The 17,762-nt window shown below is 65.5% G+C and carries 10 protein-coding genes; all 10 read left to right on the top strand.

What is annotated here, in order from left to right; genetic code table 11:
* The first annotated feature begins 1,367 nt into the window (after nucleotides 1-1,367).
* The 10 genes from EV278_RS23690 to EV278_RS23645 all read left to right on the top strand — a co-directional run bounded on the left by EV278_RS23690 (nucleotide 1,368) and on the right by EV278_RS23645 (nucleotide 17,583).
* Nucleotides 1,368-2,804: a tryptophan halogenase family protein gene (locus EV278_RS23690; RefSeq protein ID WP_243692312.1), complete on the top strand. Its 1,437-nt coding sequence runs from the start codon at nucleotides 1,368-1,370 to the stop codon at nucleotides 2,802-2,804.
* 7 nt (nucleotides 2,805-2,811) lie between these two features.
* Nucleotides 2,812-3,702: an FCD domain-containing protein gene (locus EV278_RS23685; RefSeq protein WP_132096672.1), complete on the top strand. Its 891-nt coding sequence runs from the start codon at nucleotides 2,812-2,814 to the stop codon at nucleotides 3,700-3,702.
* Nucleotides 3,703-3,728: 26 nt separating this feature from the next.
* Nucleotides 3,729-6,602, top strand: a complete 2,874-nt coding sequence (galA, locus tag EV278_RS23680; RefSeq protein ID WP_243692311.1) for a beta-galactosidase GalA — start codon at nucleotides 3,729-3,731, stop codon at nucleotides 6,600-6,602.
* Between the two features lie 68 nt (nucleotides 6,603-6,670).
* A complete protein-coding gene (locus EV278_RS23675; RefSeq protein WP_132096670.1) occupies nucleotides 6,671-8,347 on the top strand; it encodes a DUF5597 domain-containing protein in 1,677 nt (558 codons plus the stop codon).
* Between the two features lie 11 nt (nucleotides 8,348-8,358).
* Nucleotides 8,359-9,429, top strand: coding sequence for an alpha/beta hydrolase-fold protein (locus tag EV278_RS23670; protein ID WP_132096668.1), 1,071 nt, complete (start codon nucleotides 8,359-8,361; stop codon nucleotides 9,427-9,429).
* A 75-nt stretch (nucleotides 9,430-9,504) separates the two neighbouring features.
* Nucleotides 9,505-11,079, top strand: coding sequence for an alpha-L-fucosidase (locus EV278_RS23665; protein WP_132096666.1), 1,575 nt, complete (start codon nucleotides 9,505-9,507; stop codon nucleotides 11,077-11,079).
* Between the two features lie 50 nt (nucleotides 11,080-11,129).
* A complete protein-coding gene (locus EV278_RS23660; protein ID WP_132096664.1) occupies nucleotides 11,130-13,208 on the top strand; it encodes a beta-galactosidase in 2,079 nt (692 codons plus the stop codon).
* 62 nt (nucleotides 13,209-13,270) lie between these two features.
* Nucleotides 13,271-15,151, top strand: a complete 1,881-nt coding sequence (locus EV278_RS23655) for a glycoside hydrolase family 97 protein (protein WP_132096662.1) — start codon at nucleotides 13,271-13,273, stop codon at nucleotides 15,149-15,151.
* A 111-nt stretch (nucleotides 15,152-15,262) separates the two neighbouring features.
* The gene (locus EV278_RS23650; protein WP_132096660.1) at nucleotides 15,263-16,456 is read left to right on the top strand and encodes an acyltransferase; all 1,194 of its coding nucleotides are present in this window, start codon (nucleotides 15,263-15,265) and stop codon (nucleotides 16,454-16,456) included.
* Between the two features lie 50 nt (nucleotides 16,457-16,506).
* On the top strand, nucleotides 16,507-17,583 hold the full coding sequence (locus EV278_RS23645; protein WP_132096658.1) for a non-reducing end alpha-L-arabinofuranosidase family hydrolase: 1,077 nt from the start codon (nucleotides 16,507-16,509) through the stop codon (nucleotides 17,581-17,583).
* Nucleotides 17,584-17,762: the final 179 nt, after the last annotated feature.

Genomic DNA, 17,762 nt, shown 5'->3' with positions numbered 1-17,762 from the left:
CCATCCATGCTGGCCTCCTTCCCAGCCAGCATCTTGAATCAGACGCCAGCTGATTTGGGAATCCCGCGATTCAGCTAAACCTCAACCCGCTCTAGCGGGTGCCGTCGCGGCGCGCCTCACGGCTCCGGCTGATCTGGGGCTGTCGACGGCGACGCTCATAGAGACCGTCAACGCCGTGCGGAGCCAGGCTGGCGCGGGTCAAGCCCACGCCCAGCGTGGCATGGCCGTACTCCACGGATATGGCCTGCGCGGCGTTCCCGTGAATCCGAACCAGGCGAGCTGAATACGAAGTCGAACGCTCGCCGGCCACAGCTACACTCCTAAGACCAGGTCGCCGCCTATGTTGCAACCCGGCCGCTTTAAGCGATGAGGGGGCGATAGCTTGGCCAGGGTAAGGGTACGCGACCAGGTGGCCCCGGCCCGCCCATCCGCCGGCAATATGCAGCATCGCGGTGAAGACCGCAGGCCTCCGCTTGCGGCGACGCTCTGACGGTCGCCTTTGCGGGAACGACAAGGTCGCCGGGCGGTGAGCGTCTTGCCGACGACCGGTAGGCCTGCAACTGATAAAAAAGTTTGTATAAATGAAATTGTATGATAATTTGGGGTAAATTTTCTCATCGGGCTCGCGTTGCTCCAAGGTGCGTGAGCGCCAGTGCAGCTTGTCCGGGCATGATGCCGGCAACGCCCGAGACTCCCAAAAATTGTCTGATTAATTATTTTCTTTGAAATCTATATCCAGAAACGCTGGCCGCTGAGGGCGAACTTGCATCTCCCTTTGAATAAAGTCCCGTATTTTAAGTATTTTCACCGGGGCGATCGCTTGACGGTTTACTCTGACGGGGACCGCGCACGCCTGTGAAATGCCACCGGTGTCAGCGGCATTACGTCACATTTTGAATTTAGTGATATATTTGTCTGAGGAATTGGCTTGCTAATTTGCCGCGATCAGGTACGTCGATAAGGACGATGACAGCGTTGCCATTCCGGGGCGATTGCCGCGATTAGAGCGGCGCGCGAAAAGCGCGAGAACCCTTGCAGGCGAACAGGAGGGATAAAATTGCTTTGCAAGCGGAACGTTCGGCGGACCATCTTGCTACGAGGCGCATCGGCCTTGGTGGCGAGCGTCCTGGCGGCAAGTGGGCACGCATGGGCGCAAGAGGCGCCGAAAAGAGCAGATTCAAAGGTCCTTGAAGCGGTCGTCGTCGGCTCGGCCGTCGCGGACGCCCCTGGCGAGCTGCCCGGCAACCGCAGCGCGGACGTCCTGAGTGTCGTTCTAACCCTCCCTTCTCTTGGCCTCCTCGGCTGTTCCTTTCCCTAGCCGAAGGGCGTCCCTTTCTTCTCTGGAGGAGGCTTTGAATAAGCGAATATTGGTCGTCGGCGGCGGAACGGCGGGCTGGCTCACGGCGGGCTACCTGGCCCGAACCCTGGACGCGCAATCTCATGGTGGTGTCGAGATCACCTTGGTGGAGTCCGCGCAGATTGGTTTTCTTGGGGTAGGCGAGGGCGTCTTTCCGACTATTCGCAAGACCTTGCAACGCATCGGCATCGACGAAGCCACGCTGGTGCGGGAAGCCAGCGCGACCTTCAAGCAGGGCGCGCGGTTCGCCCACTGGCGCTTTGAACCCGGCGGGGGTCAGCCCGATCACTACCTGTATCCGTTCCAGGCCACGCAGGAGCCGTCGGGGCCGGATCTGCAGCACTGCGGGTTGTCGGGCGACCACGTGGCCACGCCCAACCATGCCTGTCACCTTGACGCCGTCAAGCTGGCCGGCGTGTTGCGCAACGCCGCCACGGGCCTTGGCGTGCGGCATGTGGTGGACACCATCGATCAAGTTCCGCTGACCGAGGATGGTGCGATCGCCGCGATCCTGGGGCGCGCCTCTGGACGCATGACGGCGGACCTCTATGTGGATTGCACCGGCTTTCGCGCCCAGCTGATTGGTCACGCGCAGAAGTCGCCCTACAAGTCCTGCCGTTCGGCGCTGTTTTGCGACAGCGCCCTGGCCATGCAGGTTCCCTACGAACGCCCGGACGCGTCGATCGCCAGCTATACGATCTCGACCGCCCAGGAAGCCGGCTGGACATGGGACGTCGGCTTGAACAGCCGGCGTGGCGTCGGCCACGTGTTTTCGTCCGATCACACCGACGCCGAGACCGCCGAGCGGGTTCTCCGCGATTATGTCGGCAAGGCGGGGGATGGGCTGGATATTCGTCACATCAAGTTTGAGGCCGGCTATCGCGAGATCAGCTGGCGCAAGAACTGCGTCGCCATCGGTCTTTCCAGCGGCTTCCTTGAACCGCTGGAGGCGACGGACATCGCGTTCACCGAGGTCGCGGCGGTCACGCTGGGCACGCTGTTCCCCTGGGGGGGCGAGATGGAGACGGCCGCGCGACGGTACAACGACCTGATGCGTCGCCGCTACGAGCGCGCCTTGGACTTCATCAAGCTGCACTATTGCATCAGCGAACGGCGGGACACGGCCTTCTGGCGGAACAATGTCGAGGCCTCGACCATTCCGGACAGCCTGCATGACCTACTGGACCGCTGGCGGTTCCGGCCGCCGGACGCGATCGACATCGATCCGAACGCCGACATCTTCACCGAGGCCAGTTGGCGGTACGTGCTCTACGGCATGGGCTATCGGACCGACCTGAGTCCCAAGGCTGACGCCTGTCGCGACTTCAACAGAGCGCGTCCAGCGTTCGAAGATATTCGCCAGCAGGCCGCCTACGCCTATCAGAACCTTCCAACCCATCGCGAACGGGCTGAATCGGCCCAGCGACGCGGCTTCGGCGAGGGCTGAAGGGGAGATGGCTGACTTGAATCAGGAATCTGGACCGCCCGCGCGCGGCCAACTGGCGCGCGGCGGGGGGGCACGAGCACGCGGGCAAGAGGCGGGCGAGGCGTTGTTCGTCGATCGGCTTGGCGGTCTCGCAGGGCGCGGTCGTCGCGGCGCCGAAAAGAGTCAGACGGCCGAGGCGGCGCCGGCGGTCTCGCCTGAGCGGGATGGAAGCGCTGAGCATGGCGGATCGTCCCGCTGGCCAGGCCTGGGCCTGGAGCGTCCGCGTTCGGCCCATGACCAGATGCTGCGCGTTCTGGCCCTGGAAATCATGGACGGCGTCTACGACGTGACGGGCTTTCCGAGCGAGACGGCGCTGTTGCATCGTTTCCAGGTCTCGCGGTCTTTCCTGCGCGAGGTTATTCGCGGCCTGACCGCGAAAGGGTTCCTGAGCGTCAAGACGCGGGTCGGCGCCACGGTCCGCCGAGCCGAGCACTGGAGTCATTTTGACCGGGATGTCCTGAGATGGCGCCTGGGCGCGGGCGGCAATCCCGTGTTTGGCGAAGACCTGCGCGCGATGTGCCTGGGTCTGGAGTGCGAGGCGGCGCGCCGCGCGGCCAAGCGGCGTTCGGTCGACGACCTGGAGACCTTGCAGCAATGCCTGGACGATCTTGCCATGGAGCCGTCCGACGCCGGAGCCCGCGCCCTCCAGCGCGCCTTCAGGTTGACCGTCTGCGCGGCGTCGGACCGACCGGTGTTGCGTTCCCTGTCGGGCCTGATCGAGGCTCAACTGCTGTTTGACGCCCGCTGTGGACACGGCTCAGCGACGGCGCGGTTAAAGGCCATGCGCCGGGCCTTCGCCGCGATCCAGAATGGTGACGAGGCCGCCGCGGCCGCCGCCATGCGCGACGTGATCGGCTGATGGCCGGAAAATCCGAGATGAGTAACATGAGCATGGATCGTCGGCGGTTCCTCTGGGCGAGTTCGGCTATCGCCCTGGCTGGCGCCTCGCCCGCCTTGGGCTGGGCAGGCGTCGCGACCACCGAGCGATCCTATCCCAGGCCGCAGCTCAAGGTGCCCGGCGAGCGGCTGTCGCTGGACCAGGGCTGGCGCTTCCATCTGGGCGACATACCGTTTCCCAAGATCAGGGGGCACGGCTGGTCCTACGCCAACGCCAAGGCCGGCGTCGCCCAGGGCGCGGCCTCGCCCGAATACGACGACAGCGATTGGCGTGAGCTCGACCTGCCGCACGACTGGGTGGTCGAAGGGCCGTTCGACAAGGACGAGAATCTCTCCCAGGGCTATCGGCCGCGCGGCAAGGCCTGGTATCGCCGCGCCCTGCGGCTGGATCCCGCCGATCGCGGCAAGCATCTCTCCATCGAATTCGGGGCCATCGCCACCCATGCGACGGTCTGGTTCAACGGCAGCGTCGTGGCGCATAACTGGAGCGGCTATAACGCCCTGCAGATCGACATCACCCCGTTCGCCCGCTACGGCGACGAGCTCAACAGCATCGTCGTGCGGGTCGACGCCGACCCGATGGAAGGCTGGTGGTACGAGGGCGGCGGCATCTATCGTCACGTCTGGCTGACCAAGCGCGCGGCCGTGCACATCGTCGACGACGGCGTCCACGCCGATCCGCGACGGGACGGGGAGGGGCGCTGGACCCTGCCGGTCGTCGCTACCCTGGGCAACATCGGGTCCAAGGCCGAGGCGGTCGAGGTCGAGGCCCAGTTGGTCGACCCCTGGGGCAAGGTGGTCGGGGCGGGCCGGGTGGCCGCCGAGGCGCCGTCGCTGGACCAGGGGGAGGCCCGTCTCGTCCTCGATGTCGCCGCCCCGCGCCTGTGGTCGATCGACGATCCGGCGCTCTACACGGTGCGCACCCGCATCTGGCGGGCCGGTCAGTTGGTCGACGAGGCGGTCACCTCGACCGGTTTCCGCAAGCTGCGCTTCGACGCCGCCCAGGGGTTCTTCCTCAACGACCGGCCGCTGAAGATCCAAGGCGTTTGCCTCCACCAGGACCATGCCGGGGTCGGCGTCGCCGTGCCCGACAGCCTGTGGGACTTCCGGCTGCGCCGCATCAAGGCCATGGGCGCCAACGCCGTCCGCTGCGCTCACAACGCCCCGGCCCCGGAGATGCTGGAGGCGGCCGACCGCCTGGGCGTCCTGATCCTGGACGAGAACCGTAACTTCAATCCCAGCCCCGACTACATGCGGCAGCTGGAGTGGTTGATCCGCCGCGACCGCAACCACCCCAGCATCTTCCTCTGGTCGGTGTTCAACGAGGAGCCCATGCAGGGCACCGAGGCGGGCTACCAGATGGTTCGGCGCATGGCCGCCGCCGTCAAGCGCCTGGACGACAGCCGCCCCGTCACCGCCGCGATGAACTTCGGCATGTTCAACCCGATCAACGTCTCGCAAGCCGTCGACGTGGTTGGCTTCAACTACCAGCCCGACAAGTACGACCGGTTTCACGCCGAGCACCCCAACCTGCCGCTGATGAGCTCGGAGGACACTTCCGCCTTCATGACCCGCGGCGAGTGGTTCACTGACCGCTCGCGCAACATCCTGGCGGAGAACGACGAGGAGCCGTCGTCCTGGGGCAACACCCACCGCAAGGCCTGGGAGGAGATCGCCAAGCGCCCGTTCGTGGCCGGCGCCTTTGTGTGGACGGGCATCGACTATCGCGGCGAGCCCACGCCGTTCGAATGGCCCTCGGCCAGCTCGTTCTTCGGGGCCATGGACCTGTGCGGCTTCCCGAAGATGGCGTTCTTCCTGCACCGGGCGCAGTGGATCAAGGACCGCCCGCTTCTCGACCTGGCGCCGCACTGGACCTGGCCGGGCAGGGAAGGCCAGCCGATCAAGGTGATGGCCCTGACCAATGCCGAGGCGGTCGAGCTGCGTCTTAACGGGCGGCTGATCTCGCGCCAGGCGGTCGATCCCTATGTCATGCCCTCCTGGACCGTGCCCTATGCGCCTGGGCGATTGGAAGCGATCGGCTATGTCGGCGGCCGGCCGGTGTCGAAGGCGGTGGTCGAGACCGCCGGCCCGCCGGTTGCTCTACGCCTGACGCCGGATCGCACCGTCCTGACCGGCGACGGCGCCGACGCCGCGCCGATCACTGTCGAAGCCCTGGACAGGGCCGGACGGCCGGTCCCCACGGCCAATCTGCCGGTGACCTTCGAGATCACCAATGGACGGATCATCGGCCTGGGCAACGGCGACCCCAACTGCCACGAGCCTGAAAAGGGAAACGCGCGGAGCCTGTTCAACGGCCTGGCCCAGGTGATCGTCCAGAGCGACCGCGACTCCAGCGGCGTCCTGCGCCTCACGGCTTCGGCGCCCGGCTTGAAGGCCGCGCAAACCCAGCTGTCCATCCAGCCAGGGACACGACCGGCCGAGCCGCGGACGCCCCCCGTCTCGATCCTGTCCGACTGGCGCCTGTCCCCGATCGCCCGGGTTCGTCCCGACGCGTCGACCAAGCCGGCCGACAACGACATGAACTCCTGGGGTTGGGCCAATCCCGGCGCGCTGCAGGACGCCGACCCCGAGGGCGGCTTCGTGCTCTACCGCGCGGCCTTCACGCCGCGAGGAACGGTGCGGCGGGCCGGCGGGAAACTGGTGTTCGGCAGCCTGACCGGTCCGGCCGAGGTCTATGTCGACGGCGTCAAGGTCGCGGCCAAGACCGACGCCGCGCCAGGCCCGCTGACCGCGGCGTTGCCCGCCAAGGAAGGCGAGCGAACGGTGGCGGTGTTGATGACCGTCTTGCCGGGCAAGACTTTTGGCATGGGCGCGGCCGTGATCGCCGAGGAGCGCGAATGAGCCTCGTGCGGCGACGCCACCCTTTGCACCGATCCTGCCGTTCCGGCGGCCATGGAGTTGTTCTAAGCATGCGGACTTCGTTTTTTGGCGGCCGGACGCCGTGTTTCGCGGGGGGGCTGGCGGCGCTTGTCCTGTCTCTGGGCGGCGGGGCGGCGACAGCCGCCGACGTCCAGGCGGCCAATCCCGTTCCCCGCGTCGTGACCCGCGACGGTCGCCACGCTCTGTTCGTCGATGGGGCTCCGTTCCTGATCCTCGGCGCCCAGGTCAACAACAGCAGCAACTACCCGGACGTCTTGCCCGAGGTGTGGCCGACGATCAAACGCATCCACGCCAACACGGTCGAGGTGCCCGTCGCCTGGGAACAGGTCGAGCCGAAGGAGGGGCAATTCGACTTCTCGTTCGTCGATACGCTGGTGGAGCAGGCCCGCGCCAACAAGGTGCGGCTGGTCCTGTTGTGGTTCGGCACCTGGAAGAACACCGGGCCGGCCTACGTCCCCGAGTGGGTCAAGCTGGACGGCAAGCGCTTCCCTAAGATGATCACCGCCAGCGGCCAGCCTCACTATGTCCTGTCGCCGCACAGCCGGACCACCCTCGAGGCCGACAAGCGCGCCTTCGTCAAGCTGATGGAGCACATCAAGCAGATCGACCCGCAGAACACGATCATCATGATCCAGCCGGAGAACGAGGTCGGCTCGTATGGCAGCGTCCGGGACTTCTCGCCCGCGGCCCAGAAGCTGTTCAACGGTCCGGTCCCGGCAGCCCTGCTCAAGCGCATGGGCAAGTCGCCGGGCAGCTGGAAAGAGGTCTTCGGCGACGACGCCGACGAGTACTTCAACGCCTGGTCGATCGCCGCCTATGTCGAAGAGATCGCCAAGGCGGGCAAGGCCGTCAAGCCGCTGCCGATGTACATGAACGCCGCCCTGGCTTCGGCCTTCGGCCGGCAGCCGGCCGCGACCTATGCCAGCGGCGGACCGGTGCACCATGTGATCGACGTCTATAAGGCCGCGGCCCCGTCGATCGATATCGTCGCCCCCGACATCTATACGCGCGACCATGCGGCCTACACGGCCTATCTCGGCTACTACGCCCGCGCGGACAACGCGCTGTTCGTCCCCGAGACCGGCAACGACACCGAGTTCGCCCGCTACTTCTTCGCAACCATCGGCAAGGGCGCCATCGGCTTCTCGCCGTTCGGCATGGACGACACCGGCTATTACAACTACCCGCTCGGGGCCAAGGATCTGGACGACGCCAAGCTGGAGCTGTTCGCCCGCAACTACACCGTTTTCGAGCCGATGATGCGCGAATGGGCGGCCCTGGCGTTCGCCGGCAAGGTCTGGGGCGTGTCCGAACCGACCGATCCGAAGGCCAACCACACCCAGGTCATGGAGCTTGGGCCCTACCGCGCCACCGCCACCTTCGGCCAGTGGCAGTTCGGGACGGACAAGCCGACGGGCAATCCCCAGCCGACGGGCGGGGCGGCGATCGCCGAGCTCGGGCCCGGCGACTACCTGCTGACGGGATTCAACACGCGGGTGCGGTTCGACGGAACCCAGCCCGGAAGCGGGCAGATGCTGCGCGTGGAAGAGGGCCGGTTCGAGAACGGAAAGTGGATCTTCCGGCGCGTCTGGAACGGCGACCAGACCGACTACGGCCTCAACCTGGTCGATCGCAAGCAGGTCCTCCGCATCAAGTTCGGATCGGCCCAGGGCGCGGCGATCATTCCTGTCGGCAATCCGAATTGAGGGAAGCGGAAATGCGTGTGAAAACCGGTTGGGCCGGCGTGGCGGCGGCCTTTCTATTGGCGGCGCTGGGCGCTGAATCGCAGGCGGCCTCGGCGCCTACTCCCGCAGCGCCGATCGCGGAAAGCGCGAAGTCGGTGACCATCGACCGCATCAAGGTTCATGGCGCGGCCCTGGAAGGCAATCTCGAAGGCGAGGCGGTCGACCGGGATGTCGTGGTCTATCTCCCGCCGAGCTATGCCGCCAATCCGACGCGCCGCTACCCGGTCGTCTACGCGCTGCATGGCTACGCCCTGACCGTCGACGGCTTCGCGGGCTTGCTGCAGGCGCCGCGGACCATCGAGGGCGCCTTCGCCTCGGGAGCGCCCGAGGTGATCGTCGTTCTGCCGGACACCCAGACCCTGCACAACGGCTCCATGTACTCAAGCTCGGTGACGATCGGGGATTGGGAGGGCTTCATCACCCGCGACCTGGTCGCCTATGTCGACGCCCACTACCGCACCATCCCCGATCGCCTGAGCCGGGGTCTGGCCGGTCACTCCATGGGCGGCTACGGCGCAACGCGTCTCGGCATGAAGCACCCCGAGACCTTTGGCGCGCTCTACATCATGAGCCCGTGCTGTCTCTCGGCGCGCGATGCACCGCCGGCCCCGGCGGCCGCGATCGTCGAGGCTGTCAAAACCCGAGAGGAGGCGACCAAGCTCGACTTCCTGCCGCGCGCGACTTTCGCGGTCGCCGCCGCCTGGTCGCCGAACCCGAAGAAGCCGCCGTTCTATGCGGATCTGCCGACGTCGAACGGGGTCGTCGACCCGTCGGTGCTGGCGCGCTGGGCCGCCAACGCGCCTCTGAGCATGCTCGATCAGTACGTCTTCAACCTCCGACGATACCAGGCGATCGCCATCGACGTCGGCGACCGGGACGGGCTGCGCGTCGACGCCAAGGCGTTGCACGAGCGCATGACCGCCTCAGGTGTTGAGAACACCTTCGAAATCTATAGTGGGGATCACGGCAGCGCCGTCGCCAGTCGTTTCCAGAATAACGTTCTGCCGTTCTTTGGGCGCGTGCTTCGCTTCGATGGAAGATAACAGGCGTTTCGGTTGTTGAATTGGAGATCATTAGATCTCGCTCTAACAAAAGTATTGAAGATTGGGGAGTTTTACATGGTGACGTTGAACAAGCGAGCCTTCCTGGGGGTTCCGGCCCTCGCGGCGCTGGGCCTGGCGGGAGCCGCACAGGCCAAGGACGAGCCTTCGGCCGACGCCTGCGCCAAGCCGCCGGCGCCGGACTATCGGCTGCCCGTGGCCAACGGTCCGTTCCGCCCGGAACCCGACTCCCTGAAGACCTACCAGGCGCCCGACTGGTTCCGTGACGCCAAGTTCGGGATCTGGTCGCACTGGGGCCCCCAGGCCGTGCCGCGCCAGGGCGACTGGTACGCGCGGAACATGTACGTCCCCGGACATCCGCACTACGACCATCACGTCAAGACCTACGGCCAGCCTTCCAAGTCGGGCTACAAGGACATCATCCCGCTGTGGACGGCGGAGAAGTTCGATCCCGAGGGTCTGATGGACAAGTACGCCGCCGCCGGCGCGAAGTACTTCGTCAGCATGGGCGTGCACCACGACAACTTCGACCTGTGGAACTCCAAGCACCACCGATGGAACGCCACGGCCATGGGGCCCAAGCGCGACATTGTCGGCGCCTGGCGGGCGGCCGCGCGCAAGCGCAAGATCCGGTTCGGGGTGTCCGAGCATCTGGGCGCCAGCCACAACTGGTACTATCCCAGTCACCTCTACAACCAGACCTGGCCCGAGTTGGGCGTACCCTACGACGGCGCTGATCCGCGATACGTCGATCTCTACCATCCGCCGCACAACGAGCCTTACAAGGGCGGCGCCGACACCTGGTACACGAAGGACCCGCGGTTCCATCAGATCTGGTTCGACCGCATGCGCGACCTGATCGACACCTATGAGCCGGATCTTCTGTATTCGGACGGCGGGCTGCCGTTCGGCGTGGTCGGCCGAAGCCTCGTCGCCCACCTCTACAACGGCAGCGTCGCGCGCGCGGGGCGCGTGGACGCGGTCTATAACTGCAAGGACTTCGGCTCCGGCGAGTTTTACAAGGAAGCCTGTGTCCAGGACGTGGAGCGCGGGGTCCTCAAGGGCATCAACCCGCTGCCTTGGCAGACCGACACCTCGAACGGGGATTGGTTCTACAGCGACGGCTTCAAGTACAAGACCACGTCGGAAGTCGTCGCCATGCTGGCCGACATCGCCAGCAAGAACGGCAACCTGTTGCTGAACGTCGTGCAGTATCCGGACGGCAGCCTGCCTCCGGAGTCGCAGCTTCTCCTGGAAGAACTGGCGCCGTGGATGGCGGTCAACGCCCAGGCCATCCACGGGACACGGCCCTGGAAGGTGTTCGGCGAGGGCCCCACCGAGACCGCGGACGGGGCGTTCCAAGAGAGCGCGGCCTATACGGCTCGGGACATCCGCTTCACGACCAAGGGCGATACGCTTTATGCGATCACGCTGGGCGAGCCGTCGGGCGTCACCGAGATCACCGCGCTGGCCAAGGACAATCCCCACGAGCGTCGGCGCGTCGCGCGGGTCGAAATGCTGGGCGTTCGCGGGGCGCTCAAGTTCCGCCAAGACGACCGCGCGCTGACGATCGACGTCCCGCCGCGCGCGCCGACGCGTCACGCCAGCGTCTTCAAGATCAACTTCGCCTGAGACGGCCCGCGGGCCTCTAGCTGCAAGTCTCCAATTCGAAGGACTCAGACGTGGGACATCGTTCAACCCGACTGGCGGGCGTCGCCCTGGCCTTGATGCTGGCGGCCGGCCTTGCGCCGGTCGTCCAGCCGTCGCCCGCCCAGGCGCAAAGCGCCGCGGGACACCCCGAGTGGCCGGGGAAGGGGCAACTGTTCGTCGGGACCTGCTACCAGCCGATCGACCGGTCCCCCGAGCAGATCCGCCAGGACATCGCGATCATGAAGGCGGCAGGGTTCAACCTGGTGCGCATGGGCGACCTGTCGTGGGATTCCTTCGAACCGGAGGAGGGGCGCTTCACGTTCGAATGGTTCGACCAGGTCATCGCCCAGATGCATGCGGCAGGCATCAAGGTCCTCATCGACATACCGGGCCAGCCGGCCCCGATCTGGCTGCACAAGCACTATCCCGGCGTCGACATCGTCAACCAGGACGGCGTTCGGCTGAACGCGGCCACGCGCTACTGGGACAATATCAGCGATCCGGACTATCGCCGTCTGGCCAAGCGGCTCGGCCAGAAAATGATGGAGCGCTATGCGCACAATCCCGCGGTGATCGCGGTCGGCTACGACAACGAGATCGGCAACGGCCAGGTCTCATATTCGCCGGCTGATCGCGAACGCTTCGTCGTCTGGCTGCAGAAGAAGTACGGAACCATCGAGGCGCTGAACAAGGCCTGGGCGACGCAGCGCTGGTCGCGGCGGGTCAACAACTGGGACGAGGTCGACCTGCCCTATATCCGCGGCCCCGGACCGAACGAGCGCTATCTGGACCTGCGCCGCTACTGGTCCGACGACTCGATCGGGGCGCTCAAGGACCTGGAAGCGGTCCGCAAGCAGTATGCGCCGAACCTGCCGGTCGCCTCGAATTTTTGGCCCACGGCCTGGGGCAAGGGGTTCGACTATCTTCGCTCATGGGACCAGGTTTCGACCTATGGCGCCCAGGGCTTCTATCCTGGCGAGGCCCTGGGGGCGGGCTTCGAAGTGATGATGAACAGGGCCGCACATGAGACCCCGGTCTGGTTCAACGAGTTCACGGCGGGCGGCGGCGGCTATTATGGCGACCCTGGTCGATCGCGCATGTGGGCCTATTTCGGGCTGCTCTACTACGGCCAGACCTTCCTGGCCTGGACGTTCAACTCGCATATCGGCGGCGAGGAGCAGGCGCTGTTCGGCCTGGTCGATCACGACGGACGCCCCTCGTGGAGGGTCGACGAGTTCGGCCAGATCGCGAAGGAATTCCAGACTCTGAAGACCTTGGGCTTTCCGCGCGACCGCCAGCCCCAGGTCGCGGTCAACTATTCGTTCGACACCATGTGGCTGACCAAGCCGCCACCGGGCCCCAATACGATGCAGGAGTATTTCAAGGGCGATTATACGGAACAGGTGAAGGCGGCCTACCAGCCGTTCTTCGAGGACAATATCGACGCCGCGGTGATCGATTTCGGACACGACCAGCTCGACAAGTATAAGTTGATCGTCCTGTCGAGCGCCTATGTCATGGACGAGAAGACGGCCGCGGCAGTGCGCGACTATGTCGCCAAGGGCGGCACGGCGATCATGACGGGCTATTCCGCGAAGGTCGATGAAACCGGCAAATGGTTCGAGACGCCGTTGCCGGGACGCTTGGCCGATGTCTTCGGCCTGCGCACCAACGCTTTCTACCGGCACTGGGAACCGCTGAAGGTTCAGTTCAACGGCGAAACCCTGACTGGCGCCGACAGCTACTATGAAGTGCTTGAGCTCGGCGCGGCCAAACCCCTGGCGACCTTCGAGAACACGCCGGCCAAGAGCGCGGCGATCTCGATCAACCGGTTCGGCAAGGGCCAGGCCATCTATGTCGCCACAGCGGCGCAGCCCGGCCTCATCGGCCCCTTGCTGCGGTCGCTCTATCCCCAGCTCGGGATCGAGCGGGGGCCGGAGACGCCCAAGGGCGTCGTCGCCCGCGTGGTCGACGGGCGGACGATGTATGTGAACACCAACAACGCTCCCGCGACCGTGACCTTCCCGGGTTCGAGATCGGGCGTGCTTTCACACAAGACCTTTGCCGGAAAGATCGACCTCGAACCCTATGGGGTCGAACTGTTGCAATAACGGCGACGGACGCGCCGCCAGCGGTCCCTTCGCCTCTCGTGTTCTCCAGAGGGAGTTTTCCATTGTTCAATATCGTGATGGCGCTGGCCGTATCGCAGATCGTCGTGGCCTCGCCAGACAAGAAAACGGAGATCAGGATAGCGCCCGACGGCGCGAGCTATTCGATCTACCGCAAGGGCGAACCGATCGTTTCGGCGTCTCCGATGGGCCTGGAACTGGCCGGCGCGCCCGACTTCTCGACCCTGGAGGTCATCGACGTAAAGAGGCAAAGCCAGCGGCGCGACATTCCGCTGACGGCGACCAAGGCCAAGACGGCCCGGGACTGGCACAATGGCGCGATCGTCACCTTCCGCGAGAAGGCCGGCGCCCGCCGCACGCTTTCGGTGGAAGCGCGAGCCGCCGATGAGGGGGTCGCGTTTCGCTACCTACTGCCCAAGGACGCCCCGGTCACACTCAAGGGAGAAAGAACGGGCTACAACCTTCCAGGCGATCCCTCCTGCGAAGTCACGGAATATTCGGGCTCCCACGAGAACTCGTGGGTTTTGAAGAAGGTCTCGGAGCTGGACAAGGCCAAGCTCTATGATGTTCCGCTGGTCTGTTCGTCCGTGTCCGGTCGCACCCACTACGCGATCGCGCAGTCGGGGATTGAAGCCTATGCGAGTTCGAGCCTGGTTCCGGTCGAAGGCGGGCTGAAGGTCAGGGTTTCGCCTCGTCGGGACCGCAACGATGTCGCCGTCGACTCCGCCGCCGGCCTGACCAGCGCCTGGCGAGTGGTCATGATGGGCGACCGCGTCGGCGACCTGATCGAGTCGCCGTTGATCGGAAATCTGGCGACACAGGCTAGCGGCGATTTTTCGTGGGTGAAGCCCGGCAAGGCGGCCTGGGACTGGTGGTCGGGGCCCACGGCGGGCGAGAAGCCGACAATGGAGCGGTTCCGCCGCTTCATCGATTTCGCGGCCGAGTCCGGCTTTCCCTATTTTCTGATCGACGCGGGATGGCCCCTCAACGCCACGCCGTGCTGCGACGCGGACCCGAAGACGGACATCACCCAGAGCAATCCGGCGATCGATATGCCGGCTCTCGTGAAATACGCGGACTCAAAGGGCGTGGGCCTCATTCTGTGGGCTCACTGGAAGCATGTCGAACCCAGGATGCAAGAGGTCCTCGATACCTACCAGCGCTGGGGGATCAAGGGCGTGAAGGTCGACTTCATGGAGCGGGACGACCAGGACATGGTCCAGTTCTACGTCCGCCTGGCCCAGGAAACGGCCAAGCGTCACATGCTCCTGGACATGCACGGCGCCTTCCCACCGGCCGGCCTGGCCCGCACCTATCCCAACTACATCACCCAGGAAGGCGTGATGGGGCTGGAGTACAACAAGTTCAGCTGGGGACAGGTCACGCCTGGGCACAACGTCAAGCTGGCCTATACCCGCATGCTGCTGGGGCCCATGGACTACACGCCGGGCGGCTTCCACAACAGCACGCCCGAGACCTATGTCGCCCGGGAGATCATGCCGATGACCCGCACGACTCGCGGTCAGGCCCTGGCCCAGTACGTGGTGTTCGACAGCCCGCTGCAGATGATCTCCGACGACCCCGCGGCCTATGAGAACGCGCCGGGCTTTGATTTTCTCAAGGCGGTTCCCACCGCCTGGGACGAGACCCGCTTCGTCGACGGAACGCCGGAAAGTCATGTCGTGGTTGCGCGCCGCGAGGGCGAGACCTGGTACGTCGGCGCCATGACCAATGAACAGGCGCGCACCGTCGCCATACCGCTCGCCTTCCTGGGGGGAGGGAGGTTCAAGGCCGAGATCTGGCGGGACGGCGCCGGGCCCAATGACGTCGAGCATGTCGTCAAGTCGGTTTCCGGTCGTGACGTCCTCGATATTCCCCTGAGCGCAGGGGGCGGGGCCGCGATCGTCATCAAGGCCGTTCACTAGGGTCGGATCGTCCCCTTCGTCTGGTTCAGATCGAAGGGGACGCCGCCGATAGCGTCGGCGAGATCGACAACCGCCGTTCAGCGCCACCGGCGCGCCGCCTTGGGGAAGGCCATGACTCAGCAGACCTCGTTGCTCGCCAAATCTTCATCAGACGCGGCGACGTCGACCGACGCCGTCACGCCCGCGAAGAGCCACTACGTCGTCCTGGACGGCCTGCGCGGCGTCGCGTCCCTGATGGTGGTCGTCTTCCATCTGTTCGAAGCCTATACGGGCGGTGACCCCCAGAAGCAGATCGTCAACCACGGCTATCTGGCGGTCGATTTCTTTTTCCTGCTGTCGGGGTTCGTGATCGCCTATGCCTATGACGACCGCTGGGCGGCGGGCATGAGCCCGTGGGGGTTTTACAAACGCCGCCTGGTCCGGCTCCAGCCGATGATCATCATGGGCAGCCTGATCGGCGCGGCCCTGGTCGGCTTCCAGCACTTCTCCATCTTCCCCAAGCTGGAGGCGGCTTCGACCTGGCAGATCGTGGGCGTCATGCTGCTGGGCTGCCTGATGATCCCACTGACGCCCTCGGCCGAGATCCGCGGATGGACCGAGATCTATCCGCTCAACGGGCCCGCCTGGTCGCTGTTCTACGAGTATGTCGCTAACATCCTCTACGCGACGGGGCTGCGGAAGCTGTCGAACCGCGTGCTCGGCGTCCTTGTGGGGCTCGCGGCCCTGGCGCTTGTCCATCTGCTGGTGTTGGGCCCGCGCGGCGACGTCATCGGCGGCTGGGCGCTGGACGCCGGTGGCGTCCGCATCGGTCTCACGCGCGTGCTGTTCCCGTTCTTGGCCGGCGTGCTGCTGATGCGGCTGGGCAGGCGGATCAAGATCGGCGGCGCCTTCGCCGTCTGCAGCCTCCTGCTGGTCGCGACGCTGACGCTTCCGCGCTTCGGTGGAACCGAGCGGCTGTGGGTCAACGGCCTCTACGAGGCGTTCTGCGTGATCGCGCTGTTTCCGCTGATCGTCCTGATCGGGGCGGGGGAAAAGGGCGCGGACGGCCCGTCTATACGGATCGCCCGGTTCTTCGGCGACCTGTCCTATCCGCTCTACATCACCCACTACCCGCTGATCTACATCTACACCGGCTGGGTGGTGGACAAGAAGATCCCAGCCGGGCAGGGCGCGTTGCTCGGGGCAGGGGTGTTCGTGGCCGCGGTCACGATCGCCTATGCCTGTCTCAAGCTCTACGACGAGCCGGCGCGGCGGTGGCTGGGCGGCAAGCTGATGGCCGGGCCTCGCTTGCGGACGTCGAACTGACCGGCCGCGTCCGATCCAACTTCCCTTTCGATTCAAACAGGACTGACGCCATGGCGATCACCAAATACAGGACTTGGGCATGCGTCGCGGCCGCCTTTCTCGGCGCCGTCTCCGCGGCGAGTGCGACACAGGCTCAGGCCGATACGGGGGCGAAGGGATTGTTCGAATGGCGCTCGTCCGCGCCCTTGATCACCCCTTCGAACGCGGGCGCCCAGGCCTATTCCGGCCTCAAGGACTCTTCGGTCGTCTACTTCAACGGCTCCTACCACGTCTTCATGACCACGGCCGCCCCAGAGGGGTGGAACATGGCCTACGCCCGCTTTAAGGACTGGTCCGAAGCGCCGAAAGCCAGGGTCGTCAGCTTGAAGCCGTCAGGCGTCGGCCCCGGCTATCGCGCGGCCCCGCAGGTGTTCTACTTCGCGCCGCAAAAGCTCTGGTACCTGGTCTATCAGGGCGGGCCGCCGCTCTATTCGACGACGGCGAACATCGAGGACCCGATGTCCTGGAGCGCGCCGAAACCGTTCTTTTCGGAACCGCCGGCCATCGTCAAGAACGCGGCGGGCGAGGCGGCGTGGCTCGATTTCTGGGTCATCTGCGACGACGTCAACTGCCATCTCTTCAACACGGACGACAACGGCCACCTGTTCCGGTCGCAGACGCCGATCGGCCGCTTTCCCGAGGGCTTCGCGGACACCAAGATCGTCCTGACCGGCGGCCGCGACGACATCTTCGAAGCCAGCATGCACTACAAGATCGCGGGCACGAACACCTACCTCACCGCCGTCGAGGCCATCGGCCCGCGCGGCCGTTACTTCCGCTCGTGGACCAGCGACAGGCTCGACGGCGAGTGGCGACCGCTCGCCGTCAGCGCTTCGAATTCGTTCGCTGGCTCGGACAACGTCGCCTTCGACGGGCCAGCCTGGTCGGAAGGTGTTTCCCACGGCGAACTCGTGCGCCGCGGCCATGACCAGACGCTGACCATTGATCCGTGCAGGCCCTTGCGCTTCCTCTATCAGGGCCTGGAGCCGCATGCGCCGGGCACGGAGTACATCAATCTGCCTTACAGCCTGGGCCTCCTGACCGCCACAGGATCCAATCCCATCAGGCGGATGTGTCCGGCTAGATAGCGCGGATCCGGTGCGAGGCGTGTCGTGAGTCTGCGACTGCAGGCTCACGAGCGTATTGGTGGCCGCGATTGCCTTGTAGGCCCTAGGTGACGCCCTGGATTTCGCGAGAGATCGCGGCGGCGGCGGCCTGGACCTCGGCGATGGTTTCCTCGACTGGACGTATGCCCCGCTTGTAGATG

This window comes from Caulobacter sp. BK020 (genome assembly GCF_004342605.1).
GTDB lineage: Bacteria > Pseudomonadota > Alphaproteobacteria > Caulobacterales > Caulobacteraceae > Caulobacter.
This window is presented reverse-complemented; position numbering and strand designations above follow the sequence as displayed.